The organism is Escherichia fergusonii ATCC 35469 (assembly GCF_000026225.1).
Classification (GTDB): Bacteria; Pseudomonadota; Gammaproteobacteria; order Enterobacterales; family Enterobacteriaceae; genus Escherichia; species Escherichia fergusonii.
The window spans coordinates 2,981,963-3,006,958 of the sequence record NC_011740.1; the positions used below are offsets into that span (position 1 = coordinate 2,981,963).

The 24,996-nt window shown below is 49.6% G+C and carries 26 protein-coding genes and 1 pseudogene; 14 read left to right on the forward strand and 13 right to left on the reverse strand.

Annotated elements, in window-relative coordinates:
• Nucleotides 1-15 precede the first annotated feature (15 nt).
• The 12 genes from gspC (at nt 16) to EFER_RS14715 (ending at nt 11,650) form a co-directional block, all read left to right on the forward strand.
• Complete coding sequence (gspC, locus tag EFER_RS14655) at nt 16-969, forward strand: type II secretion system protein GspC (RefSeq protein WP_000135094.1); 954 nt, start codon at nt 16-18, stop codon at nt 967-969.
• Nucleotides 970-998: 29 nt separating this feature from the next.
• Entirely contained in the window at nt 999-3,059 is a 2,061-nt protein-coding gene (gspD, locus tag EFER_RS14660) for a type II secretion system secretin GspD (RefSeq protein ID WP_000498829.1), read from the forward strand.
• Complete coding sequence (gene gspE / locus EFER_RS14665; protein ID WP_000249376.1) at nt 3,059-4,552, forward strand: type II secretion system ATPase GspE; 1,494 nt, start codon at nt 3,059-3,061, stop codon at nt 4,550-4,552. Before gspD ends, gspE begins: the two co-directional genes overlap by 1 nt.
• Nucleotides 4,552-5,775, forward strand: coding sequence for a type II secretion system inner membrane protein GspF (gene gspF / locus EFER_RS14670; RefSeq protein ID WP_001173475.1), 1,224 nt, complete (start codon nt 4,552-4,554; stop codon nt 5,773-5,775). The genes gspE and gspF overlap by 1 nt, the downstream gene beginning before the upstream one ends.
• Before the next feature lie 16 nt (nt 5,776-5,791).
• Nucleotides 5,792-6,247, forward strand: coding sequence for a type II secretion system major pseudopilin GspG (gene gspG, locus EFER_RS14675; protein ID WP_001087291.1), 456 nt, complete (start codon nt 5,792-5,794; stop codon nt 6,245-6,247).
• Between the two features lie 3 nt (nt 6,248-6,250).
• Nucleotides 6,251-6,814, forward strand: a complete 564-nt coding sequence (gene gspH, locus EFER_RS14680) for a type II secretion system minor pseudopilin GspH (protein WP_001126078.1) — start codon at nt 6,251-6,253, stop codon at nt 6,812-6,814.
• A complete protein-coding gene (gene gspI / locus EFER_RS14685) occupies nt 6,811-7,182 on the forward strand; it encodes a type II secretion system minor pseudopilin GspI (RefSeq protein ID WP_000820080.1) in 372 nt (123 codons plus the stop codon). The genes gspH and gspI overlap by 4 nt, the downstream gene beginning before the upstream one ends.
• A complete protein-coding gene (gene gspJ / locus EFER_RS14690; RefSeq protein WP_000831836.1) occupies nt 7,179-7,784 on the forward strand; it encodes a type II secretion system minor pseudopilin GspJ in 606 nt (201 codons plus the stop codon). The genes gspI and gspJ overlap by 4 nt, the downstream gene beginning before the upstream one ends.
• Nucleotides 7,781-8,758 (forward strand): type II secretion system minor pseudopilin GspK, encoded by a 978-nt coding sequence (gene gspK, locus EFER_RS14695; protein ID WP_000633231.1) that lies wholly within the window; start codon nt 7,781-7,783, stop codon nt 8,756-8,758. The genes gspJ and gspK overlap by 4 nt, the downstream gene beginning before the upstream one ends.
• Nucleotides 8,755-9,933, forward strand: a complete 1,179-nt coding sequence (gspL, locus tag EFER_RS14700) for a type II secretion system protein GspL (protein WP_000097221.1) — start codon at nt 8,755-8,757, stop codon at nt 9,931-9,933. The genes gspK and gspL overlap by 4 nt, the downstream gene beginning before the upstream one ends.
• A 1-nt stretch (nt 9,934) precedes the next feature.
• On the forward strand, nt 9,935-10,471 hold the full coding sequence (gene yghD, locus EFER_RS14705) for a GspM family type II secretion system protein YghD (protein ID WP_000942777.1): 537 nt from the start codon (nt 9,935-9,937) through the stop codon (nt 10,469-10,471).
• 390 nt (nt 10,472-10,861) lie between these two features.
• The gene (locus EFER_RS14715) at nt 10,862-11,650 is read left to right on the forward strand and encodes a hypothetical protein (protein ID WP_000107596.1); all 789 of its coding nucleotides are present in this window, start codon (nt 10,862-10,864) and stop codon (nt 11,648-11,650) included.
• Nucleotides 11,651-12,472: 822 nt separating this feature from the next.
• Here EFER_RS14715 and EFER_RS14725 read toward each other — a convergent pair.
• From EFER_RS14725 to gss, 6 genes and pseudogenes are all read right to left on the reverse strand, one after another.
• Complete coding sequence (locus EFER_RS14725) at nt 12,473-12,805, reverse strand: hypothetical protein (protein WP_001102197.1); 333 nt, start codon at nt 12,803-12,805, stop codon at nt 12,473-12,475.
• Nucleotides 12,806-13,030: 225 nt separating this feature from the next.
• Entirely contained in the window at nt 13,031-13,318 is a 288-nt protein-coding gene (locus tag EFER_RS14730; RefSeq protein ID WP_015953704.1) for a hypothetical protein, read from the reverse strand.
• Between the two features lie 189 nt (nt 13,319-13,507).
• Nucleotides 13,508-13,636, reverse strand: a pseudogene (locus EFER_RS24195) (ISAs1 family transposase); the annotation flags it as partial.
• A gap of 327 nt (nt 13,637-13,963) precedes the next feature.
• Nucleotides 13,964-14,215: a hypothetical protein gene (locus EFER_RS14735; RefSeq protein WP_223667472.1), complete on the reverse strand. Its 252-nt coding sequence runs from the start codon at nt 14,213-14,215 to the stop codon at nt 13,964-13,966.
• Nucleotides 14,216-14,548: 333 nt separating this feature from the next.
• The gene (locus EFER_RS14740; protein WP_001225780.1) at nt 14,549-14,848 is read right to left on the reverse strand and encodes a hypothetical protein; all 300 of its coding nucleotides are present in this window, start codon (nt 14,846-14,848) and stop codon (nt 14,549-14,551) included.
• A 678-nt stretch (nt 14,849-15,526) separates the two neighbouring features.
• Nucleotides 15,527-17,386, reverse strand: coding sequence for a bifunctional glutathionylspermidine amidase/synthase (gss, locus tag EFER_RS14745; RefSeq protein WP_000033698.1), 1,860 nt, complete (start codon nt 17,384-17,386; stop codon nt 15,527-15,529).
• Between the two features lie 416 nt (nt 17,387-17,802).
• Between gss and EFER_RS14750 the strand changes: the two genes are divergently transcribed.
• Nucleotides 17,803-18,564 carry an AraC family transcriptional regulator gene (locus EFER_RS14750; RefSeq protein ID WP_001239996.1) on the forward strand — a complete coding sequence of 254 codons (762 nt, stop codon included), beginning with the start codon at nt 17,803-17,805 and terminating at the stop codon, nt 18,562-18,564.
• A gap of 69 nt (nt 18,565-18,633) precedes the next feature.
• A complete protein-coding gene (yghU, locus tag EFER_RS14755; RefSeq protein WP_002432522.1) occupies nt 18,634-19,500 on the forward strand; it encodes a glutathione-dependent disulfide-bond oxidoreductase in 867 nt (288 codons plus the stop codon).
• A gap of 69 nt (nt 19,501-19,569) precedes the next feature.
• Here yghU and hybG read toward each other — a convergent pair whose 3' ends face one another.
• The 7 genes from hybG to hybA are packed head-to-tail and all read right to left on the reverse strand — an operon-like array spanning nt 19,570 to nt 24,994.
• Nucleotides 19,570-19,818 carry a hydrogenase maturation factor HybG gene (hybG, locus tag EFER_RS14760; protein WP_000334896.1) on the reverse strand — a complete coding sequence of 83 codons (249 nt, stop codon included), beginning with the start codon at nt 19,816-19,818 and terminating at the stop codon, nt 19,570-19,572.
• Between the two features lie 12 nt (nt 19,819-19,830).
• On the reverse strand, nt 19,831-20,172 hold the full coding sequence (gene hypA, locus EFER_RS14765) for a hydrogenase maturation nickel metallochaperone HypA (RefSeq protein WP_000544957.1): 342 nt from the start codon (nt 20,170-20,172) through the stop codon (nt 19,831-19,833).
• On the reverse strand, nt 20,165-20,653 hold the full coding sequence (hybE, locus tag EFER_RS14770; RefSeq protein ID WP_000134030.1) for a hydrogenase-2 assembly chaperone: 489 nt from the start codon (nt 20,651-20,653) through the stop codon (nt 20,165-20,167). The genes hypA and hybE overlap by 8 nt, the downstream gene beginning before the upstream one ends.
• Nucleotides 20,646-21,140 carry a HyaD/HybD family hydrogenase maturation endopeptidase gene (locus EFER_RS14775; RefSeq protein ID WP_001221937.1) on the reverse strand — a complete coding sequence of 165 codons (495 nt, stop codon included), beginning with the start codon at nt 21,138-21,140 and terminating at the stop codon, nt 20,646-20,648. The genes hybE and EFER_RS14775 overlap by 8 nt, the downstream gene beginning before the upstream one ends.
• Nucleotides 21,140-22,843 carry a hydrogenase 2 large subunit gene (gene hybC / locus EFER_RS14780; RefSeq protein ID WP_000083065.1) on the reverse strand — a complete coding sequence of 568 codons (1,704 nt, stop codon included), beginning with the start codon at nt 22,841-22,843 and terminating at the stop codon, nt 21,140-21,142. Before hybC ends, EFER_RS14775 begins: the two co-directional genes overlap by 1 nt.
• The gene (gene hybB, locus EFER_RS14785; protein ID WP_000017690.1) at nt 22,840-24,018 is read right to left on the reverse strand and encodes a Ni/Fe-hydrogenase cytochrome b subunit; all 1,179 of its coding nucleotides are present in this window, start codon (nt 24,016-24,018) and stop codon (nt 22,840-22,842) included. The genes hybC and hybB overlap by 4 nt, the downstream gene beginning before the upstream one ends.
• Nucleotides 24,008-24,994, reverse strand: a complete 987-nt coding sequence (gene hybA, locus EFER_RS14790) for a hydrogenase 2 operon protein HybA (protein ID WP_001081868.1) — start codon at nt 24,992-24,994, stop codon at nt 24,008-24,010. Before hybA ends, hybB begins: the two co-directional genes overlap by 11 nt.
• Between the last annotated feature and the right edge of the window lie 2 nt (nt 24,995-24,996).

The window sequence follows — 24,996 nt, forward strand, 5'->3', positions numbered from 1 at the left end:
CGTCGGGTATATAAATTGGCGCGGGTTGTTTTTCGTGACGCACGAATTTATCTCATTCAATGGCTGACTAAAATTCGTCACACTCTTAACCAGAGACAATCTCTTAATACAAACAAAGAGCATCTTCGCAAAATTGTACGCGCGATGTTCTGGCTGATGCTGCTTATTATTTCTGCAAAAATGGCGTATTCACTCTGGCGCTATTTCTCCTTTTCTGCGGAATATACGGCGGTTTCTCAATCGGTGAATAAACCGCCCCGCGCGGATGCAAAACCGTTCGATAAAAATGACGCGCAATTAATCAGCCAGCAAAACTGGTTTGGTAAATATCAGCGCGTCGCCACACCGGTAAAGCAACCTGAACCTGTAGCAGAAACGCGTCTTAATGTGGTGCTGCGCGGGATCGCCTTTGGTGCCAGACCCGGCGCGGTTATTGAAGAAGGTGGCAAACAGCAGGTCTATTTGCAGGGTGAACGGCTTGGCTCTCACAACGCAGTGATTGAGGAAATCAACCGCGACCATGTGATGCTGCGCTATCAGGGAAAAATAGAGCGGCTCAGTCTGGCAGAAGAGGAGCGTTCCACCGTAGCCGTGACCAACAAAAAAGCCGTCAGTGACGAAGCAAAGCAAGCTGTTGCTGAGCCTGCTGCCAGTGCGCCCGTTGAGATCCCGGCTGCCGTGCGTCAGGCACTGGCGAAAGATCCGCAGAAAATTTTTAACTATATCCAGCTTACGCCTGTGCGTAAGGAGGGGATTGTCGGTTATGCAGTGAAACCGGGGGCAGATCGTTCTCTGTTCGATGCCAGCGGTTTCAAGGAAGGCGATATCGCCATTGCACTAAATCAGCAGGATTTCACTGATCCACGAGCAATGATTGCTCTGATGCGGCAATTACCTTCAATGGATTCCATTCAACTTACGGTTTTACGCAAGGGTGCGCGCTACGACATTTCCATCGCGCTGCGCTAACCGCATTTAATCCAGGAGAATCATTCATCGTGTTTTGGCGTGATATTACGTTGTCGGTCTGGCGTAAGAAGACAACTGGCCTCAAAACAAAAAAGCGTTTACTGCCGCTGGTGCTGGCAGCGGCATTATGCAGTTCACCGGTCTGGGCGGAAGAAGCCACTTTCACCGCTAATTTTAAAGATACAGACCTGAAATCGTTCATCGAAACCGTCGGCGCTAACCTTAATAAAACTATCATTATGGGGCCGGGCGTACAGGGGAAAGTGAGTATTCGTACCATGACCCCACTCAATGAACGCCAGTATTACCAGTTATTCCTTAATCTGCTGGAAGCGCAGGGGTATGCCGTCGTACCGATGGAAAACGACGTGCTGAAGGTGGTGAAATCCAGCGCCGCAAAAGTTGAGCCGCTGCCGCTGGTCGGTGAAGGCAGCGACAACTACGCGGGCGATGAAATGGTCACTAAAGTAGTGCCGGTACGTAATGTGTCGGTACGCGAGCTGGCACCGATCCTGCGCCAGATGATCGACAGCGCAGGCTCAGGCAACGTTGTTAATTACGATCCCTCCAACGTAATTATGCTTACCGGACGCGCCTCCGTCGTGGAGCGCCTGACGGAAGTGATCCAGCGCGTGGATCATGCGGGAAACCGCACCGAAGAGGTGATCCCGCTGGATAACGCCTCGGCCTCGGAAATTGCCCGCGTGCTGGAAAGCCTGACCAAAAACAGCGGCGAGAACCAGCCTGCGACGCTGAAATCTCAAATTGTCGCCGACGAACGCACCAACAGCGTGATTGTCAGTGGTGACCCTGCCACGCGAGACAAAATGCGCCGCCTGATCCGTCGGCTGGACTCAGAAATGGAGCGCAGCGGCAACAGCCAGGTGTTCTATCTCAAATACAGCAAAGCCGAAGATCTGGTCGATGTGTTGAAACAGGTCAGCGGCACGCTCACAGCGGCTAAAGAAGAGGCGGAAGGCACGGTTGGTAGCGGGCGTGAGGTTGTCTCCATCGCCGCCAGCAAACACAGTAATGCCCTGATTGTCACCGCGCCGCAGGACATTATGCAGTCGCTGCAAAGCGTGATTGAACAACTGGATATTCGCCGTGCTCAGGTGCATGTCGAGGCGTTGATCGTGGAAGTTGCCGAAGGCAGCAATATCAACTTCGGCGTGCAGTGGGCGTCGAAAGATGCCGGATTAATGCAGTTTGCTAACGGTACGCAGATCCCTATCGGTACGCTGGGCGCAGCCATTTCTCAGGCGAAGCCACAGAAAGGTTCAACGGTGATCAGCGAAAACGGTGCCACCACCATTAATCCGGATACTAACGGCGATCTCTCCACGCTCGCCCAGCTTCTTTCTGGATTTAGCGGTACGGCGGTTGGCGTGGTGAAAGGCGACTGGATGGCGCTGGTACAGGCGGTTAAAAACGACTCCAGCTCGAACGTTCTCTCCACGCCGAGCATCACTACGCTGGACAACCAGGAAGCCTTCTTCATGGTGGGCCAGGATGTTCCGGTATTAACCGGCTCTACCGTTGGCTCCAATAACAGCAATCCTTTCAATACAGTAGAAAGGAAAAAAGTCGGCATCATGCTGAAAGTCACGCCGCAGATTAACGAAGGAAACGCGGTACAGATGGTGATTGAGCAGGAAGTGTCGAAGGTGGAAGGACAGACCAGCCTCGACGTCGTGTTTGGCGAGCGCAAACTGAAAACCACCGTGCTGGCAAACGATGGTGAGCTGATCGTGCTTGGCGGTCTGATGGACGATCAGGCGGGAGAAAGCGTGGCGAAAGTGCCGCTGCTTGGCGATATCCCGTTGATTGGTAACCTGTTTAAATCGACGGCGGATAAAAAAGAAAAACGTAACCTGATGGTGTTTATCCGCCCGACCATTCTGCGTGATGGTATGGCGGCAGACGGCGTGTCGCAGCGCAAATATAACTATATGCGCGCCGAACAGATCTATCGCGATGAGCAAGGCTTAAGCCTGATGCCGCACACCGCGCAGCCGGTACTGCCAGCGCAAAATCAGGCTCTACCGCCGGAAGTTCGTGCGTTCCTTAATGCCGGGAGAACGCGTTAATGGTGCCTGTAGCACAGGAAACCACCGCCAACACCGTGCGTCTGCCCTACAGTTTCAGCCGTCGGTTTAGCCTGGTGGCATGGTGCGAAGCATCGCTGGAGATCCTCCATGTGCATCCGTTGTCGCTCTCTGTTTTGCAGGAGCTGCAGCGGGGGCTGAACGCGTCTTTTACGCTGCGGCAAATCGACGAGGCCGAATTTGAGCAGCGGCTGAATGCGGTCTGGCAGCGGGACTCTTCCGAGGCCCGCCAGCTGATGGAAGATCTCGGTTCCGCCGAGGACTTTTTTACCCTCGCTGAAGAACTGCCGGAAACGGAAGATCTGCTGGAAAGTGACGACGATGCGCCAATCATCAAACTTATCAACGCCATGTTGGCAGAGGCGATTAAAGAAGGCGCTTCGGATATCCACATCGAGACATTTGAAAAGAGTCTGGTGATCCGTTTTCGTGTTGACGGCACATTACATGAAATGCTGCGCCCGGGGCGCAAACTGGCCTCGCTGCTGGTATCGCGTATTAAGGTGATGGCACGGCTGGATATCGCCGAAAAACGCGTACCGCAGGATGGGCGCATTGCGCTGCTGCTGGGCGGTCGGGCGATTGACGTGCGTGTCTCCACCATGCCTTCCGCCTGGGGCGAGCGCGTGGTGCTGCGACTGCTGGACAAAAACCAGGCTCGCCTGACGCTGGAGCGTCTGGGTTTAAGTCTCGAACTGACTGCGCAGTTGCGCCAGCTGTTACACAAACCGCACGGCATTTTTCTGGTGACGGGGCCGACCGGTTCCGGCAAAAGCACCACGCTGTACGCTGGATTGCAGGAGCTGAACAACCACTCGCGCAACATTCTCACGGTTGAAGACCCCATCGAATACATGATTGAAGGGATCGGTCAGACACAGGTTAACACCCGCGTCGGTATGACCTTCGCCCGTGGCCTGCGCGCGATTTTGCGTCAGGACCCGGATGTGGTGATGGTCGGTGAAATCCGCGATACCGAAACCGCAGAAATCGCTGTTCAGGCTTCACTGACCGGACACCTGGTACTTTCCACGCTGCATACCAACACAGCGGTGGGGGCGATCACACGTTTGCAGGATATGGGCGTGGAGCCTTTCCTGCTCTCTTCCAGCCTGACGGGCGTGATGGCGCAGCGACTTGTTCGCACACTGTGCACCGACTGCCGCCAGCCCGCGCCTGCCACTGATGAAGAAAAACGCCTGCTGGGAATTACCGACGTGCGTACCGTCACGCTGTACCACCCGCAGGGCTGCCCCGCCTGTAATCACAAAGGTTTTCGCGGGCGTACTGCCATCCATGAGTTGATCGTGGTGGACGCCACATTGCGTGATTTGATCCACCGTCAGGCCGGGGAACTGGAGCTGGAACGTTATGTCCGGCAACACTCTGCGGGTATCCGCAGCAACGGCATTGAGAAAGTGCTTGCCGGAGAAACCTCTCTCGATGAAGTGCTGCGGGTAACGATGGAGGCGTAATGGCACTGTTTTACTATCAGGCGTTACAGCGTAATGGTCGCAAAACCAAAGGTATGATTGAGGCGGATTCCGCGCGTCATGCCCGCCAGTTGTTGCGCGGTAAAGAGCTTATCCCCGTACACATTGAAGCCCGGATGAATGCTTCGTCAGGGGGAATGTTGCAGCGTCGGCAACACGCACATCGTCGTGTGGCGGCGGCAGATCTGGCGCTGTTCACTCGCCAACTGGCAACGCTGGTGCAGGCAGCAATGCCGCTGGAAACCTGCTTACAGGCGGTCAGTGAGCAAAGTGAAAAACTGCATGTAAAAAGCCTCGGAATGGCGCTACGCAGCCGGATTCAGGAAGGTTACACCCTGTCGGACAGCCTGCGCGAACATCCCCGCGTCTTTGACTCCCTGTTTTGTTCGATGGTGGCTGCCGGAGAAAAATCCGGGCATCTCGACGTGGTACTCAATCGCCTGGCGGATTACACCGAACAGCGACAGCGCCTGAAATCACGCCTGCTGCAGGCCATGCTCTATCCGCTGGTACTGCTGGTGGTGGCAACGGGCGTGGTCACTATTTTGCTGACGGCGGTGGTGCCGAAAATTATCGAACAGTTTGATCATCTCGGACACGCGCTGCCTGCCTCCACCCGCGCTCTTATCGCTATGAGCGACGCATTGCAGACCAGCGGCGTTTACTGGCTGGCGGGTCTGCTGGGGCTTCTGGTGCTGGGGCAACGACTACTCAAAAATCCTGCGATGCGCCTGCGCTGGGATAAAACCTTGCTGTGTTTGCCCGTGACGGGGCGTGTTGCGCGCGGGCTGAATACGGCGCGTTTTTCCCGCACGTTAAGCATCCTCACCGCCAGCAGTGTTCCGTTGCTGGAAGGCATTCAGACCGCCGCTGCCGTGTCGGCAAATCGTTATGTCGAGCAACAACTGCTGCTGGCGGCAGATCGCGTCCGCGAAGGAAGCAGCTTGCGCGCTGCGCTGGCGGAGTTGCGCCTGTTCCCGCCGATGATGCTGTACATGATCGCCTCCGGCGAACAGAGCGGTGAACTGGAAACCATGCTTGAGCAGGCCGCAGTCAACCAGGAACGGGAGTTTGATACTCAGGTGGGGCTGGCGTTAGGGCTGTTTGAACCGGCGCTGGTGGTAATGATGGCGGGCGTGGTGCTGTTTATCGTCATCGCCATCCTCGAGCCGATGCTGCAACTGAACAATATGGTTGGAATGTAATTTACGGAGTTATCACATGAATTCGTTATCCCGTACACAAAAACCACGGGCAGGTTTTACCCTGCTGGAAGTGATGGTGGTGATTGTTATTCTTGGCGTCCTGGCAAGTCTGGTGGTGCCTAACCTTTTGGGCAACAAAGAGAAAGCAGATCGGCAAAAAGCCATCAGCGATATCGTGGCGCTGGAGAACGCGCTGGATATGTATCGACTGGATAACGGGCGTTATCCGACCACCGAACAGGGGCTTGAGGCGCTGATCCAGCAACCGGCCAATATGGCGGATTCCCGTAACTACCGTCCTGGTGGATACATCAAACGGCTGCCAAAGGATCCGTGGGGCAATGATTATCAGTATCTCAGCCCGGGTGAAAAAGGACTGTTTGATGTTTACACCTTAGGGGCGGATGGTCAGGAAAACGGGGAAGGTGCTGGCGCAGATATCGGTAACTGGAATTTGCAGGAGTTTCAGTAATCAGTGCCCAAACGCGGATTCACTCTTCTGGAAATCATGCTGGTGATTTTCCTTATCGGCCTTGCCAGTGCGGGCGTGGTACAGACTTTTGCGAGCCGTTCTGAACCGCCCGCGAAAAAAGCGGCGCAGGATTTCCTGGCCCGCTTTGCGCAGTTTAAGGACAGGGCAGTGATCGAAGGGCAAACAATCGGTGTGCTAATCGACCCGCCTGGTTATCAGTTTATGCAGCGTCGTCACGGGCAGTGGTTGCCCGTTTCCGCGACCCGGTTATCGGCACAGGTTACGGTGGCGAAACAGGTGCAAATGCTGTTACAACCCGGCAGTGATATCTGGCAGAAGGAGTATGCGCTGGAGCTGCAACGCCGTCGCCTGACGCTGCACGATATTGAACTGGAGCTGCAAAAAGAGGCGAAAAAGAAGACGCCGCAGATCCGTTTTTCGCCTTTTGAACCCGCCGCGCCGTTTACGCTGCGCTTCTACTCGGCGGCGCAAAACGCGTGTTGGGCGGTAAAGCTGGCGCACGATGGCGCGTTATCCCTCAATCAATGTGATGAGAGGATGCCATGAAGCGCGGATTTACCTTGCTGGAAGTGATGATCGCACTGGCGATTTTTGCGCTGGCTGCCACGGCGGTATTACAGATCGCCAGCGGCGCGCTGAGTAATCAGCAAATTCTTGAGGAAAAAACGGTAGCGGGCTGGGTAGCCGAAAACCAGACCGTACTGCTCTACCTGATGACCCGCGAACAACGGGCGGTCAGGCACCAGGGCGAGAGCGATATGGCAGGAAGCCGCTGGTTCTGGCGAACCACACCACTGAATACCGGTAATGCGCTGCTCCAGGCGGTGGATATTGAAGTCAGTCTTCATGAAGACTTTTCGTCAGTGATTCAGTCACGACGCGCCTGGTTTAGCGCCGTGGGAGGCCAACAGTGAAAAGGACTCGCGCTGGTTTCACGTTACTGGAAATGCTGGTGGCGATAGCCATTTTTGCCTCACTGGCACTGATGGCACAGCAGGTGACAAACGGCGTCACACGCGTGAATAGCGCCATCGCCGGACACGATCAAAAACTGAACCTCATGCAGCAAACGATGAGTTTTCTGACCCACGATCTGACACAAATGATGCCGCGTCCGGTAAGAGGCGATCAGGGTCAGCGAGAACCTGCGTTACTGGCGGGCGCTGGCGTGCTGGCCTCTGAGAGTGAAGGAATACGCTTTGTGCGCGGCGGTGTGGTTAATCCATTGATGCGTCTGCCGCGCAGTAATCTGCTCACCGTCGGTTACCGCATTCATGACGGTTATCTCGAACGGTTAGCCTGGCCGCTGACCGATGCCGCAGGCAGCGTGAAGCCAACAACGCAAAAGTTGATTCCGGCGGATTCACTTCGTTTGCAGTTTTACGACGGCACTCGCTGGCAGGAAACCTGGTCATCAGTGAAGGCGATCCCTGTGGCAGTGCGCATGACTCTGCATTCGCCGCAATGGGGCGAGATTGAACGCATCTGGTTGTTACGCGGGCCGCAATTATCATGATCACCTCACCACCAAAACGCGGAATGGCACTGGTCGTGGTGCTGGTATTGCTGGCGGTCATGATGCTGGTAACCATCACGCTTTCCGGGCGGATGCAGCAGCAACTGGGAAGAACGCGCAGCCAGCAGGAGTACCAGCAGGCGCTGTGGTATAGCGCCAGTGCAGAAAGCCTGGCGCTGAGCGCACTCAGTCTGAGCCTGAAAAATGAAAAGCGCGTGCATCTGGCGCAGCCGTGGGCTTCTGGCCCTCGTTTGTTGCCACTGCCGCAGGGGCAAATTGCAGTCACCCTGCGTGACGCTCAGGCCTGCTTTAACCTGAATGCCCTTGCTCAACCGACAACGGTGTCGCGTCCGCTCGCGGTACAACAACTGATTGCCCTGATCTCACGCCTGGATGTGCCTGCTTATCGGGCCGAACTGATAGCCGAAAGCCTGTGGGAATTTATTGACGAGGACCGCAGCGTGCAGACGCGTCTGGGCCGTGAAGACAGCGAGTATCTCGCCCGTTCGGTACCGTTCTACGCCGCCAATCAACCGCTGACCGATATCAGCGAAATGCGCGTGGTACAGGGAATAGACGCCGGACTTTATCAAAGACTGAAACCGCTGGTCTGTGCGCTGCCGATGACCCGCCAGCAAATCAACATCAACACCCTGGACGTCACGCAAAGTGTGATTTTTGAGGCGCTGTTTGACCCGTGGTTAAGCCATGTTCAGGCGCGGGCGTTATTACAACAACGTCCGGCGAAGGGCTGGGAAGATGTCGATCAGTTTCTCGCACAGCCGCTACTCGCTGACGTCGATGAGCGTACTAAAAAAAAGCTAAAAACCGTCCTGAGCGTGGACAGCAATTACTTCTGGCTGCGTTCAGATATCACCGTGAATGAGATTGAACTGACGATGAATTCGTTAATTGTCCGCATTGGCCCACAACACTTTTCGGTTCTCTGGCATCAGACAGGAGAAAGTGAGTGAGTTCCATGCTTGAGATTTTTTTCCCGCTTTGCGCCTCCGACCCCATCCGTTGGCAGCGCCATACACCCGACGTGGAGCACGGTATCTGGCCTGACGTTGCTGACGAACAGCTCCAGCAATGGTTGCAAACTGATGCGATTCGACTCTACATTCCCGGCGAATGGATCAGCGTCTGGCAGGTTGAACTGCCTGATGTCCCCCGCAAGCAGATACCAACTATTCTGCCCGCCTTACTGGAAGAAGAGCTGAACCAGGATATCGACGAACTGCATTTTGCCGCGTTGAAAATCGACCAGCAACAGGCAACCGTGGCAGTGATTCACCAGCAGCATATGCGCAACATTGCGCAGTGGTTGCAGGAAAACGGCATCACCCGCGCCACCGTTGCACCGGACTGGATGTCCATTCCTTGTGGATTTATGGCTGGCGATGCGCAACGGGTTATCTGCCGCATCGATGAATGCCGGGGATGGAGCGCCGGGCGGGCGCTGGCTCCGCTCATGTTCCGCGCACAGCTCAATGAGCAGGCATCACCGCTTTCGCTGACCGTAGTCGGAATCGCGCCGGAAGAGCTATCTGCATGGGCTGGCCCAGACGCTGAACGTCTGACAGTGACGGCCCTGCCAGCCGTTACCACTTATGGCGAACCTGAAGGGAACCTGCTAACAGGGCCGTGGCAGCCTCGTGTCAGCTACCGAAAACAGTGGGCGCGCTGGCGGGTGATGATTCTGCCGATATTGCTGATTCTGGTTGCGCTGGCAGTGGAACGGGGCGTGACGTTATGGAGTGTCAGCGAACAGGTGGCGCAAAGCCGCGCCCAGGCGGAGAAACAGTTCTTAACGCTATTCCCGGAGCAGAAGCGGATTGTGAATTTACGCTCTCAGGTGACGATGGCGCTGAAAAAATATCGCCCACAGACCGACGAAACCGATCTGCTCGCTGAGTTGTCAGCGATTGCCAGTATCCTGAAATCAGCGTCACTTTCCGACATTGAGATGCGTGGTTTCACCTTTGATCAAAAACGCCAGACGCTTCATCTCCAGTTGCTGGCCACAAACTTTGCCAGTTTCGACAAACTGCGTAGCGCGCTGGCGGCAGATTATGTTGTGCAACAGGACGCGTTACAGAAAGAGGGTGATGCGGTTTCCGGCGGCGTAACGTTGCGGAGGAAATAACATGTTACGCGATAAATTTATTCACTATTTTCAGCAATGGCGTGAACGCCAGTTAAGCCGTGGCGAACACTGGCTGGCACAACACCTGGCGGGGCGTTCGCCGCGTGAAAAGGGCATGTTACTGGCAGCGGTGGTGTTCCTGTTTAGCGCCGGATATTACGTCCTCATCTGGCAGCCTTTGAGCGAACGGATTGAGCAACAGGAGACAATATTGCAGCAACTGGAGGCGATGAACACCCGACTGAAGCGCGCCGCGCCGTATATTATTGCAGCGCGAAACTCCGCCACAACAACGCCTGTGCAGGTATCGCGGGTCATCAGTGACAGTGCTTCCGCGCACTCGGTGGTCATCAAACGGATAGCCGAGCGAGGGGAGAATATTCAAGTCTGGATAGAACCGGTGGTGTTTAATGACCTGCTGAACTGGTTAAACGCGCTGGATGAAAAGTATGCGCTGCAGGTGACACAAATTGATGTTAGCACAGGTGAAAAGGCAGGAATGGTGGAGGTGCAGCGACTGGAATTTGGGCGGGGCTGATCGTCACAAGTGGCTTATCACCGTGACCACACCCCTCCTGAATGATAAATGTGGATACTGGCGGGCTTCCGCCAGCCTTTCATATTGTGAACAATTGCAACCATGCCATATCAGAACGTTGATTTGTGAAAACTACATCATGGTACGTTGATCATGAGAAAAAATGTCATTCGCGGATGATTATTATCCTGTCCACGCGCTATGAATAGTTTGAAATAGCAGATAAGTAGTTTTTCGATTTTTACACCATTCACCACATTACTGTTTTCATAAAATATATTATTAATGTGAATATATTTAGCATTATCGTTGATTAGTTGCATCGGTATATAATGAGCACCTTTTTATAATCAACAGAACAATACAACTCACGAACGAAGGATCGAAAAAATGAGTACCAGGTCAATATTCTTTTTATGCGCAACCGCATTTCTGTTTGCAGGTTGCACACCTCACTCACCGATAGACGCAAAGAAAACGACACCTGTGGTGAAAGAGAATAATGCGAAATCGAAAAGTGCCTCATCCTTGTTGACAGATAAAGATATTTTTGGCAATGAAACGACCTTAAATATTTCAGAAGAAGATATTCAGGCGGCCCTGGAAGGTGAAGAATTCCGTGTTCCTTTGAGCTCCCCTATTATTCTTGTGCAATCTGGCAGTCGTGCGCCAGAAGCCATCATGCAACAGGAAATGAGTAAATATTATACTGTCGCTACATTTTCTGGCATCCCGGATCGGCAGAAAACACCAACATGCAATAAAGACAAAAATAAAAATGACGAATCAGATGTTGCCAATTCAGAAAATATTAACTGGATGCAGGCATTGCGCTATATTGCAGCAAAAGGACATCAGAAAGCAATTATTGTTTATCAGGATACGTTACAGACTGGAAAATATAACTCAGCGACAAAAATGATGGTCTGGTCAGATTATAAAAATGAGAAACTGACTGATACCATGTCGCTGCGTTACTTAATGCGCTTTACACTTGTCGATGTTGCATCAGGGGAATGGGCTACCTGGTCACCCGTTAATTATGAGTCGCGAGTTATTTTCCCCAAAGCTGATAAAAAAAGCGCAAATGGCACCGAAGTCACTGAGCAACAAATCTCTCAGCTAAAACAAAGAACTTACGCAGCGATGGTACAAGATCTGGTAAAACGTTATCAATAATCATACCAGTCTGCCACGGTATGATTATTGGCAGACTGGAATATGTTCTCATATTTCAAGTTGTATATGCTGCGTCTGTGTGCGTTCACCCCAGCCACTCACTTATATAAATTCTGGGTATTCACTCGCTGACCATCTTTCAGGACCAACGCCAGTATTGTTCAAAACGCTACTGCGTTTTGTCCTGCAACTTGAATTATTTAGCGTATAACGTGCAATACCACATCCAACCATCATAATGAAAAAATAATGCAATTTTTTCATCAGGAAAAATTAAAACACTATCGCCATGTATATGCTCAAATAGAATAGGAGATAACTCTTCATTAAAATGTATCTATCGAAAAAGTAACCTCGCTTCAATCTATTTTTAATGACAATGCTTTCAAATTCTTCTTGTATGTTATATTTTATACATACACAACATTCATTAAGATGCTCATTGATTTTATCTATTTTTGAAGAAAATTTATCCCACGTTCCTGATACTAACGACGACCAACGTTCTTGCCTGTTTTTAGTTATAAATTTTTCAATAAAAAATTTAACGCTTCCATAAAGTCATATCCATTCAGGTATTTTAATTGCTGCATAAGCAAAATTACGAAAACCAGCACATCGCAAGGACTTACGCCAGTTTACTTGTGCATCAATTCCACGCAACACATCTTGCTGGGCCAGTAGCTCAATCCTTTATACACACTCTAACCGACGTACTTCAACTCACCATATTGTTATTTTCGTTCGCTGCTCTGGTGATTAAGGAAAAAATGACAGAATATTTAGTGCTGAACAAAAATATAAAACCTGGATATTTAAAAACTAATTAATACACCGCTGACATTCATTAATAAACTCTAACTCCTCTATAATCTTACAACACCATTTATAAACCTTGTGTTCATAAGGATTTCTTATAACAAAACCCTCAGCAAATACATATTGCTGTAAGTTTTCATCAATTGGCATAAACATATAAATATAATCACCTTCATTTATACAAACCGACTCTCCTGAAAATGTCTTAACATAATCAGTTTGGGTAAGACCAACAATATCAATATCCTGTATTCTTTCATTATCAAAATCTTCAAAAATACGATCCTCTAATCTATTATTTTTCAGAGGATTTTTCATAAAATTATTGACATTCATGCTTAAAACCTCATTGATCAACCGATACTGGATTTGGTTATGTAGGATTGAATAATTTTTCAGTCCACTCTACGGGTAAGCTAAGTTCATTCCCTGCAGTGGTACATAGATAATTTTTCAGTATTAATAAATACATTTTTGACATGATTGGTTATCAATCAACACCTGTTTTTTAAAGCAACAGAATAACAGGAATAATTTATAATCCGCCATACAATAGTTAATTTATAACTTCAAAATATATTCACAATAGTTATTTGTTTTTACTGATGTAAACAAATCATGTTCAATAATAATATACCCCACCATTTCATTTTCATTATTTATATTTTCATAAATACCGGAACTAAGTTCAAACCCATCAATATAATCAGATAATACGGATGTTCTGTTTGTACAAGATAAGCCATCAAAGAAATCAAATTTAATATGCACCATTCTAAACCCAGTATTATTATATATTTCATCAGGAATATCACACTCATGCTTCAATGTTTTTGATGATATAGACATATTGACATCATCAATTCTGGCGTCCTCCCCTAAAAAACCATAAAATATATCTCTAACCCATTATCATCATAATAAAAAAACGGTTCACTTACGCTTTCCATTTTCCATGTTTTTTCTATTTTCTTAGCTTGTTTATCATTGTGCTAACCTCATGATATCTAAATAGCTTATTGTTTACCCAGGGCAAGATTACGAAAGCCCGCTCCCCGCAAGGACTGACGCCAGGTAGTTTCTGTCCATGGCTGCTTTTCGCATCTTACGTCTTAACCCTGCCTTGAATACCTTATCATTCGTCAAAATATTAATAGCGATGTGCCGAGTACAAAAAGTGTACCTCCGATAATCTTTCCCTGATTGTTTACACTGATATACTATCTCATTAGGTGGATTATTTCCCATAAATATCCATCATGTTATTATAAAGTCACAGTCATCCGTTCAAGCCATATAAACATACGAATCAGTTATCACTTAATAAAACTTTAGCATTTACCATGCTCATTCCCTTATATTATCAGCACCTTTACTAAAATTGATAATCTATTCTGGGATATCCATATGCACAAACTACTCTACTGATGGCAGAATTCCACCTTCAAATCTAACACCACGTAAATCGCAAGACTTATATTGAAAGTGTATCAATTAAAGTGGAACTTCATAATTCAATAGAATTAGAACACTATCCTCCAACTCCTTTCTCAGCAGGTCAGCCAATTCTGGTGTATCCATAACTGAAAATGTTTTATCCCTAACTCTAATTGAAAAACAAGATTTAGGATTCATCATCCCAAACTCTTCCGCAAGTAATATTGTAGACTCTGAATTGTATTTTTTAATGCAGTCATCTATTATATCAATATCTTGATGAGAAAGAACCATTTCCGGTTCAAACATATAGTATACATCATTAAATATATGATTATATTTTCTCCGAAGGCAATCTAATTTATTTTTTAGATCACTAAGCTCCGTTGTACAATAACATCTAATATCTATTGACATTATTCACACGTCCTGGCTCTATATTTCAATGGATAGCATTCAACAAACTCAGCATACACTTCATACAAACCATATAATTTTGCATCTGAATTTTTTCATAATTTCATATTAATTTATCAAACAATCCGGCAGAGGCAGGATTTGGCAATTTCTTATTTTTTGCGCAAAAAACATAAAAGATAACACCTCAGAATGTATCTTTGGATTAACAATTAAAGAAAAGAGTTACACTTCATAAAATATGATATTCTGACACTCAATTTTAATAAAAAGATCACCAGACTCCATAATAACAAAAGGTTTTGCCTCCCCATCCTCGTTACTTATTGTCAATAAAGCCACATATACACCAAAAAAAGTTTCATTTTCATGAAAATTATTCTTAATTTCAACCTTACTAAATTTCCTACAGTATACTTTATATATGCAACGTCCATCATAAGTGCTCCATATATCAACAACTATATCATTACCAGTATTAATGTATTCCATCCTCCCCAAACAAATGTCCTCAATTTTTCTCATGCTAATTTCCCCAGACAGATATAACTCACGAACTTCCGGTCGTATATGTAACCCAACAAAAATCAAGTATCGGTTATCTCATTGTCATTTTTATCGAGCACTCGAGCATTTCCAATTATATTTTGATACTCTTCATGCTCAATATCGTCTGATAGTTAATTAATTCATTTATATTCCCACATAACAAACTTGATTCAATATAATGTAACGAATTCGGCACGTACTGATAAAGATTAATCACATCTGTCAGCGCATGGGGCATAGGATCGTTCTGGCTGAGTGCCTATTTTTTAACGTGCTACCGCCCGTGCCGTTTCTGGCTTTACGGTTATTACCTTTTTAACAATGCTTTTGTCGAACTTTCCCAATGCGCATTTTAAGTTAGCTCACCATAGTATCACCGCTATGGACCTGTCATCCTACTTTCCAGTAAGTCCGTTTTCGGTACTCCAACCGTGTCGGTTTAAAGGGGGAATCTGGCAACATACTGTAAGAAAATTTATGCAACCAACGCGACAGTGTTAGTTCATCGGTTGGTCAGGACACTAACCAAAATGAAAGGCGTGTTCCTAAATGAAAATAGCCTGTTTATTGGTCTGGTAAGCGCAGTGCATCAGGCAATCCTTTATTTATCATTAGTCTCAGCCCGCCTTACCGGCGGGCTATTCATTTCCGTAATTACTCTTTCAACACAATTAACGGTTCAATATCACTCTCTTTTTTAATAACCAGAGAATCATCACCGCGTAAGCATGTGCCACCATAATTACCACCAACCGTAAATGTACAGACCTGAATATATTTTCCGGCTACGTTTGGTAAGCACCATAGTTGCTGGTAAATATTTTTTTGCTCTGCAAACTTACCGCTGGTCTTATCAAGCAACTCTTCCTGGTGGCTCACCAGATCAATATTGCTCCCGCACCGACCGGCAATTGGCTTCACAGCATAGCCCGTACGGATCAGTTCGTCGTTTACCATAAAATCAGTGTCCAGTAAGTAACGATGATGCGGGAAAAGCGACCATAAGATAGGTAATATCGCTTTATTTCCTGGAATTACTGTCCATAAAGGCTCAAATACCAGCACTTCTGGACGCAGCAGAACATCGATCAGGCGCACCTCATTTTGCGGATGACCTGTACGAATTGGAACCGCAGCAAACTCTTTGTCACTCACTTCCCGGATTTGGTCGAAGGCGGTTTCCCACGCCCAGGTTTTCCAGACGCAATTGACCAACCGGCCTTCGCCGTCAATCAGCTGCCCGGCATCATCCCAGCGTAATTCTGCCAGTCCGCGCACTATTTTCGTTTCAAATCCTGCCTGATGAAGTGCCTGCTGCATAAACTGCGCGTGATAATTCTCTTCGATATCATCATCTTGCATAATATGCACAAAAGGTCGTGCACGGCTATGTTTCCATGCCCCTGCCAGCTCGTTCAATAAGCCCTCAGCCGGGTTATGACCGTTGCCTTTGTAGCCCTGCTCCGCCCACTTCTCAAGAATCAATCCAGCTTCGGTATGGCAGGAAGCAGAATCAGCGTTGTATTCATAGACCTTTAGCCCGCGCTCATCCATACAAAAGTCCATGCGCCCGGTGATCATATGGTGACGACGACGTTGCCAGGAAAGACGTAAACGTGGCCAAAGAATTTTGGGAATATCAAATAGCGCTAATAAGTTATCATCTTTCAGCACTTTGTCAGTGGCGTGAAGATACATTAAATGCAACTCGTTGGTTGCTTTGATTAACTCCTGCTCGGCGCTTTCGGTAATGGTGAAATACTGACATGGGTCCTGGTTAATCACCTGACCGTTCGCCTGAACGTAAGCGTTTTGTAGTGGATCCTGCTCATCCAGCCATTTCCCGTCAAACTGACCTTTATCTTCCAGACGAGCACCACGAATCTTCAGCGCATCACTGGCAATCTCCGGTTGTGGCAGGCTGTGTTGCGTATCATCAGTCTGGATCATCCAGCCCAAAATCGTCGTGTCATCGAAGGTGTCGCGCAGAGTATAACGCCCATTCTCCACAACCATCTCCAGTTCACGTGTCCATTGCTGCCCAGGAGGAAGCGGCGTGTGGATCACATTCTGTTCGGCGATGCGGACTTTATTGCCATGCAATTGGGTAATAATGGCAACATGACCGGTATCTTTAAATTCACCGCCTTTATCCCAGATAAGTAACGCACCAGCGACTGGCGCACGCGGTGAACCGTTCGGAAATGCCTGCAATGGCAGGATGTTGTCATTCACCACTTCACGCAGAAAACGCAGCGAGAAAATCTCCCACGCCATCCCTACGTCAGTGAACACTACCCCATAGTTAAGAAAGAGAAAACGGCGGGCGAACTCAACGCACTGCCATTTGTGCCCCATATATTCATCATCGATGTAGCTGCGAAAAGCGGAATCATCTTCATATTCCCGTGGATCAAGGGAGCTGTAATCTGATGAGTAGATAGCTACACCACCGGGGGCGTAGCCCAATAATGTCCCAAAGGGGGCATCCTGACTGGTCGTTCCTTTGCTCATGTAATTTAACCTTAACATTACAACCTGAGCAGTCTGGCGTGACTGTTGTGCTCTGTTTTACTGCTCAGCGACGATTACCGGACAGAGGTCCATTTATCATACACCTCATCACCACAGACTGCTGGCCCATAAAAAAAATTGATAAGCACAATAATTCAGGGTTACTTAACTTTTGGTTTTATGGAGACTTTTTTTATTGCTACCTCATTCATCAGCTTTTTATCAGGATGTTTTTCTGCGAAATATGTTAAAGGGATAAAGTGATGAAGATTTCGCCATCCATAAGAAATGCTAACGTAAAGAGATAAATAACAGGCTATGGAATAAGGGGAAGTACTGATTCGTGCTTATTGTTGACCTGTTCTCGTGAAACGAGAAAGTCATTTAAGAAAATTTATCCGCCTCAGGAGTATGGTATGCGCCTAAGTAGTAGCACGCCTTGTGTGGTGATCCTCACGAAGAAAAAGGTTGAGCTTAAAATCAATGAACACTCCCCTATGATCCTCCCGGAAAATAATCTGACCGTCATTGCCTGCAATAATAACAATATTGAATTCTCCTCAATGAGCAACACGATGGTGGTGCATATCAGCATGGAGGTAATCAATGATTATCTCCTCTTTCTCAATAAAAATTTAACCTGCGTTAAACCATGGCCACGACAGAAACTACCGCTCATTTCCTGCCATAGCCGTACACCCGAAGTATTTGGCCTGGTGTCGTATCTTAATCAGGAAGAAAAAACGACGCCTTGCGAAATCGCCCTTAACCGCTCACTACTTTTTACTGTGCTTTCGAACTTTCTTGAACATAGCGGATTCATCGCGCTGCTTATGTATATGTTGCGCAGCAGCGTGCGTGACAGCGTTTGCCGGATTATTCAAAGTGATATTAAGCATTACTGGAGCCTGCGGCAAATCGCCAGCATTCTTTGCCTCAGCCCGAGTTTACTTAAAAAGAAGTTAAAAAACGAAAGTACCAGTTATAGCCAGATCATTACCGAGTGCCGAATGCGTTATGCCAGTAAGCAACTATTAATGGATGACAAAAATATTGCTCAAATATCACAAATGTGCGGCTATAACAGTACGTCTTATTTTATTTCCGTATTTAAATCTTTTTATGGCGTAACGCCAATGCATTATATTGCTGAGCATCGCCAGCATGTAATGCCCTGATCTGCCACCTGACAGCAGGCAATGAACTGCTACACTGCTTCAACACCACCACTCACAAGGCAGGTCATTATGGCAGACAATACTTATCAACCCGCGAAAGTCTGGACGTGGGAGAAATCCGCAGGCGGCGCGTTCGCCAATATCAATCGCCCGGTTTCTGGTCCAACGCATGAGAAAACGCTGCCGGTGGGCAAGCACCCGTTGCAGCTCTATTCTCTGGGCACGCCAAACGGTCAGAAAGTGACAATTATGCTTGAAGAGCTGCTGGCGCTGGGCGTTACTGGTGCAGAGTACGACGCCTGGCTGATTCGTATTAGCGATGGCGATCAATTCTCCAGCGGCTTTGTCGAAGTGAACCCGAATTCGAAGATTCCGGCGCTGCGCGATCATACTCATAATCCGCCACTCCGCGTGTTTGAGTCAGGCTCGATTCTGCTTTATCTGGCGGAGAAATTTGGCTACTTCCTGCCGCAGGATCTGGCAAAACGGACCGAAACGCTGAACTGGCTGTTCTGGTTACAGGGTGCCGCGCCGTTCCTCGGCGGTGGTTTTGGTCACTTTTACCATTACGCGCCGGTGAAAATTGAATACGCCATCAACCGCTTTACCATGGAAGCCAAGCGCCTGCTCGACGTGCTGGATAAGCAACTGGCGCAGCATAAGTTTGTTGCGGGCGATGAGTACACCATTGCGGATATGGCAATCTGGCCGTGGTTTGGCAACGTTGTGTTAGGTGGTGTGTATGATGCCGCAGAGTTTCTTGATGCGGGCAGTTATAAACACGTGCAACGCTGGGCGCAAGAAGTGGGCGAACGTCCGGCAGTGAAACGTGGGCGTATTGTTAACCGCACCAACGGGCCGCTGAACGAGCAGTTACATGAGCGCCATGACGCCAGTGATTTTGAGACGAATACGGAAGATAAGCGCCAGGGGTAAGTCGCAACATTGGCAGGCTTATAGCTATGTAGCCGGATAAAGCATTTACGCCGCATCCGGCTTTTATCATCACGCGCTGGTAATGTCGTAATCCATTTGGCGCAGCGCGTCTAATGTGGCTTTGGCTTCGTCTTCGTCGATGATGCTCATGGCAAATCCGACGTGCACCAGCACCCACTGGCCCAGCAGATCGGCAGGGTTACCTTCGCAAATCAGGGCGATATTCACGTCGCGCTTGATACCACATACTTCAACCTGCGCAAGCTGGTGAATATCTTCACCGACAGCCAGCACCTGGCCTGGAACGCCAATACACATTGTTAACTCCGGTTATTCAACTTCAATACTTTTGACGATCAGCGAATCGCCGGTATCGACACGCAACCGCTCGCCATGACAGAGCGGGCATTGCGCATCGTGCTGATGAATCTCCACCACCTGGCTGCAATCCCAGCACCAGGCCTGGGCGGGTTTATAGACGATATGTAAATCGCACCCTTGGGCCACCGTTCCCTGGCAGACAATTTCAAAACTAAAACGGACAGCGCTCTCCTCAACGCAGGAGAGCGCGCCAATTTCCAGCCACACGGCGGTGACGCGCTTAACATCATGCTGCTCCGCCTGCCGTTGGATAATTTCAACGGCGCTCTGGCAAAGCGACAACTCATGCATTTTCGCCACTCCTGCGGCCAAATAGCAGGGCACGACGCCCTGCGTGTGGTACATCCGGATTGGTGACCGGCAGCGAAAGGATCATCCGCGCGCAGTCATCCGTCAGCCGTTGGCCCTCTTCAATCGACATGCTATGCGAAAGCGGCGACATCAGCGAGCAGGAGAGGTATTGCGAAACACCGTCCAGTTCACCAACAGTAAAGGTCATGGTGCCATACGGCAGTTGTAGACCAATTTTTTCACTGACTTTGCGCAGTGGCCAGAGTTGATCCGGGCCGGGGAAGATAACTGCACTCAGCATCCACGGGGTGATTACACACCCCGTCCACTGACCTTCGAACAGCGTAAAGTCAGAAACATACACTGGCATTGAAGGATGCAGAAAAGAGAGATCGTGCATCGAACGCCGGGCAATTTCTTCAAACGCTACCTGTACTTGCGCCTTCGGGGAGGTCTGGAAACCTGCTATCTCTTCAGTCATGAGTCGCCTCCCGTAGGATAGCTTCCACGCCTGATTCGCGCAGCGCAGCCAGAACCTGCTCAAGCGCAGGTTCAATCATCGCGTCGACCGTTGGTGTCAAACCGATGTGCGGCTCCAGCGATTCCGGGATCACGCCGACCAGGGTCAGTTTTTTCGGAAACTCGCCGGTGAAGCGCAGGGCCGACAATACGTCGGCCAGGCCAAGCTGATGCGGAGAGATTTTGTTGGTAAACAACGCCGGAACTTCTTCATCCCGCAGGATCATCATCGTTCCCGGCGCGTTCTTTTTCGACACAATGGCATCGGCGATAATCAGATGATCGCGATTTGCCATGTCGCCAAGCAGCTCCATTCCCGCCGTGCCGCCATCGAGGATCTCAACATAATCCGGCAGAATGTATCGTTGCTCTAATGCTTCGACAATCCGCACACCGATGGCTTCATCGGTCAGCAAAATATTGCCAACCCCTAAGACTAAAATACGCATTACAGTACCTTCACTGAAACCACTTCGTTGCCGTCGGCATCCACTACGTGTACCGCACAGGCCATGCACGGGTCGAAGGAGTGAATGGTACGCACCACTTCCAGCGGTTTATTCGGATCGGCAACCGGTGTACCCACCAGCGACTGCTCGTAAGGACCAACGTCATCATTGAAGTTACGCGGGCCAGAGTTCCAGGTTGATGGAACAACTGCCTGATAGTTGCTGATGATACCGTCTTTAATCACCATCCAGTGAGAGAGCATACCGCGCGGTGCTTCAAGGAAGCCAACACCTTTGAACTCACCCGTTGCCGGAATGTTCGGTTTCACAAAGGTGGTGTGATCGCCTTTGCCGATATTGGTGATCAGCGCACTGTATTGGTTTTGCAGGATATCCTGCAATTCGCAGCAGTGAACGGTACGACCAATGATACGGCCCAGCGTGGAGTGCAGCTGCGCCACTTCCAGCGTGTTGCCAGTCAGTTTCTGATAAATCGCAACGATTTCATTCAGTTTGTTCTGGGTAGACTCGCGTCCTGCCGCCAGTTTCACCAGCATGTTAGCCAGCGGCCCCACTTCTACCGTTTTGCCGTAGAAAGTCGGTGATTTCACCCAGGAATATTTGCCGTCGTCAGACCAACCATCATAAGCCGGAATAGTGGTGCCTTCCCACGGTGCCTGCGGCGCTTCGTCTTTATACCAGGAGTGCTTCGCGCTTTCCTGAATCCCTTTGATCAGATATTCATCGGAATGGGAAGTGATCGGACGATACGAGGACAGATCCGCATTCTCAATGTAGCCGCCTGGGAACAGGAAGCTACCATTTTTGCTGTCGGTCGGGAATTCCGGCACGCTCAGGTAGTTCACCGCACCTTTACCGCGCGTCAGCCATTCCGGGTAGAACGCGGCGATAACTGCGGTATCAACCTTGTAAACCTGCTCAACAAAATCGCTCAGCTTGTCGATGAAAGACTTGATATACATCAGGCGCTCAAGGTTCAGCACGCCCAGACCGTCAAGGTTGATTGGGTTCGCGACACCGCCTACCGCCAGGTTCTGAATGTGCGGCGTTTTACCGCCCAGCAATGCCACTACACGGTTAGCGTCACGCTGGCACTCCAGCGCTTGCAGGTAGTGCGCTACCGCAATCAGGTTAACTTCTGGCGGCAGTTTCATCGCCGGGTGACCCCAGTAGCCATTGGCGAAAATACCCAACTGACCGCTGGCAACCAGATCTTTGATCTTGTTCTGAACTTTAGTGAACTCTTCCGGACTGTTCAGATGCCAGGTCGAAACGCCTTTCAGCATTTCGGAGGCTTTGGTTGGATCAGCTTGCAGTGCAGAAGTGATGTCCACCCAGTCCAGCGCTGAAAGCTGATAGAAATGAACGATATGGTCATGCGTGGTGTGCGCAGCCAGAATGATGTTACGGATGTATTGTGCGTTAACCGGAACGTCGATATTCAGCGCGCTCTCTGCCGCACGAACGGAAGACAGCGCGTGAGTAGTAGTACATACGCCACAGATACGTTGCACAATCATCCATGCATCGCGCGGATCGCGGTTTTTCACGATCTCTTCCATACCGCGCCACATGGTACCGGAAGCCCATGCTTTTGAAACGACGCCATTTTCGATTTCGCAATCGATGCGTAAATGCCCTTCAATACGGGTTACCGGATCAATAGTAATTCTCTGGCTCATGCTTTGCTCGCCTCATGACGATTATGATCGTTTTGTTTTAAAGGAGGAAGTATCGGCAGTAGACGAATGAGTACGATGTAAGCGCAAATCTCAATAGCCACAAAACCAATAGAAATCAACAGTTCTTCCCAGGTCGGGAAGTAGGCGTAACCGCCGCCCGGGTTGAATGCCACCAGCGAATAGGTCAGACGCCAGGTTGCACAACCTAACAGTGCGCTCAGTGCCGACAGGAACAGCATGCGGGAATCATTACGCAGCTTCGCCACACGCAGAACGACCAGCGGGAAGAGCATCAGCAGGACTTCAATCCAGAACATCACGGAGTAGAAGTCACCGGCAAACGCTAACGACAGCTTGTCGCGATAGATCAGCTCGCCAAAGCGCAGCACGATAAAAATCGCCAGCAGCACGCTGATAGTGTTGGTCAGCTTGATGAACAGGCTCTTCTCATCCGGACCGTTGCCACGCAAACCCGCCTGTACCAGCGAACCTTCAAAAATGACAATCGAGAAGCCCATGATGAACGCCGTCAGCAGTGAGAACAGCGGTAACATTTCATAGCTCTGCCACAACGGATGCACTTTGTAGCCCGCCGAGATCATCAGCGACCCCATTGAAGACTGGTGCATAGTTGGCAGCAGCGCACCAAGCGCGATGATGAAGAACATCACCTTGTTCAGACGCTTGAGCGATACTTTCCACCCCAGACGTTCAAACAGTGCCGGAGCAAACTCGAGTGCCATCACGCCGATGTAGATAGTCATACAGACCGCCGTCTCGAACAGTACCGAGTTCACGTTGAAGTGACCCGGAATGTAGAAGTACGGCAGGTTCCAGTAGCGACCAACGTCGATAGTGATCGACAAGCCACCCAGTGAGTAACCAAACAGACTTGCCAACAGTGCCGGACGCACCAGCGGATGGTATTGCCCACGATTAAAGACGTATACCGCCCACGCCAGCGCCCAGCCGCCACAGGCAAAGCCGGTGCCGATCAGCAGGTCAAACGCGATCCACACGCCCCACGGGAAGCCGCCGTTCAGGTCAGAGACAGAGCCCAGACCGAACACCAGACGCTTCACAATCAGGAGCATACAGATGACGATTAACGGTCCAAAAATCATGACCGGTTTACTGATGATTTTGCCGCCCAGCGGTTGTGGATCATGACTCATGATCGTCTCCTCCGTCGTGATGGTCGTTTTTGGTGTTGCGACGAACCAGCACGGTTAAGCCCGCCAGCACAGCCAGTGGTAGCATCATGCCTTTATACAGGGTGTGTTGAACATGTTCGGAACGCGCACCAGTAGAAAGATCGTCCAGTTTCGGCAGGTCGAGATTTTCATAAGGCACACCCGTCAGTACCAGTACCTGAGTACCGCCGCCCTCTTTCTCGCCGTACAGATGCGGATAATATTTCGGCACCGTATGCAGGTAAGTGTCGCCAGATTTCAGCGTCTGACGCGGATAGTGGTATTCGCTGCCAGGCTTCAGCGCCAGACGTTTTTTCGCCTCCGCCATCAGCTCTTCACGCGTACCAAAAATCACCGCGCCCGCCGGGCACACTTCTACGCAGCCAGGCAGACCGCCTTTATCAAGACGTTCCACACCTTTCTGGTTGCAAAGCTCACACTTATGCAGCGCACCAAACGGGTTGTTGTAGTCGTACTTCGGCACGTTGTACGGACAGGCAACCATGCAGTAACGGCAGCCGGTGCACACATCTTTGTCGTAATGGACAATGCCGGTTTTCGGATCTTTTTTCAGCGCAGAAACCGGGCACACTGAGACACAGTTCGGATCGACGCAGTGCATACACTGTTTCTTAATGTACGCATAGCCGTTCTCTTCCTGGTCTTTGTTGACTCCCGTGCCGCTGGTCCACACCTGGATAATGTTATTGGTGTACGGCGACAGTTTGTCGTTATTCGACCAGGTCTGTTCCCCTTGTGGGTTACGTTCAGGGAAGTTGATATCCTGACACTTAGTGACGCAAGCCTGGCAGCCTACGCACAGCGTCGAGTCGTACAACATCCCCAGCGATCCCGGAATTGGCGGGCGGTTTTCAGCAGCCGCATGACTGACAGACGGCAACGCGCCCGTCAGCAATGCCCCGCAGGAGGCTGCTTTAATAAAATTACGTCTGTTCACGG

Coding starts and splice junctions, on each gene's coding strand:
- gspE (WP_000249376.1), top strand. CDS start 3,059: ATGGTGCCTGTAGCACAGGAAACCACCGCCAACACCGTGCGTCTGCCC.
- gspF (WP_001173475.1), top strand. CDS start 4,552: ATGGCACTGTTTTACTATCAGGCGTTACAGCGTAATGGTCGCAAAACC.
- gspG (WP_001087291.1), top strand. CDS start 5,792: ATGAATTCGTTATCCCGTACACAAAAACCACGGGCAGGTTTTACCCTG.
- gspI (WP_000820080.1), top strand. CDS start 6,811: ATGAAGCGCGGATTTACCTTGCTGGAAGTGATGATCGCACTGGCGATT.
- gspK (WP_000633231.1), top strand. CDS start 7,781: ATGATCACCTCACCACCAAAACGCGGAATGGCACTGGTCGTGGTGCTG.
- yghD (WP_000942777.1), top strand. CDS start 9,935: ATGTTACGCGATAAATTTATTCACTATTTTCAGCAATGGCGTGAACGC.
- EFER_RS14715 (WP_000107596.1), top strand. CDS start 10,862: ATGAGTACCAGGTCAATATTCTTTTTATGCGCAACCGCATTTCTGTTT.
- EFER_RS14725 (WP_001102197.1), bottom strand. CDS start 12,805: ATGAATGTCAATAATTTTATGAAAAATCCTCTGAAAAATAATAGATTA.
- EFER_RS14730 (WP_015953704.1), bottom strand. CDS start 13,318: ATGTCTATATCATCAAAAACATTGAAGCATGAGTGTGATATTCCTGAT.
- EFER_RS14735 (WP_223667472.1), bottom strand. CDS start 14,215: ATGTTTGAACCGGAAATGGTTCTTTCTCATCAAGATATTGATATAATA.
- EFER_RS14740 (WP_001225780.1), bottom strand. CDS start 14,848: ATGAGAAAAATTGAGGACATTTGTTTGGGGAGGATGGAATACATTAAT.
- gss (WP_000033698.1), bottom strand. CDS start 17,386: ATGAGCAAAGGAACGACCAGTCAGGATGCCCCCTTTGGGACATTATTG.
- EFER_RS14750 (WP_001239996.1), top strand. CDS start 17,803: ATGCGCCTAAGTAGTAGCACGCCTTGTGTGGTGATCCTCACGAAGAAA.
- yghU (WP_002432522.1), top strand. CDS start 18,634: ATGGCAGACAATACTTATCAACCCGCGAAAGTCTGGACGTGGGAGAAA.
- hybG (WP_000334896.1), bottom strand. CDS start 19,818: ATGTGTATTGGCGTTCCAGGCCAGGTGCTGGCTGTCGGTGAAGATATT.
- hypA (WP_000544957.1), bottom strand. CDS start 20,172: ATGCATGAGTTGTCGCTTTGCCAGAGCGCCGTTGAAATTATCCAACGG.
- hybE (WP_000134030.1), bottom strand. CDS start 20,653: ATGACTGAAGAGATAGCAGGTTTCCAGACCTCCCCGAAGGCGCAAGTA.
- EFER_RS14775 (WP_001221937.1), bottom strand. CDS start 21,140: ATGCGTATTTTAGTCTTAGGGGTTGGCAATATTTTGCTGACCGATGAA.
- hybC (WP_000083065.1), bottom strand. CDS start 22,843: ATGAGCCAGAGAATTACTATTGATCCGGTAACCCGTATTGAAGGGCAT.
- hybB (WP_000017690.1), bottom strand. CDS start 24,018: ATGAGTCATGATCCACAACCGCTGGGCGGCAAAATCATCAGTAAACCG.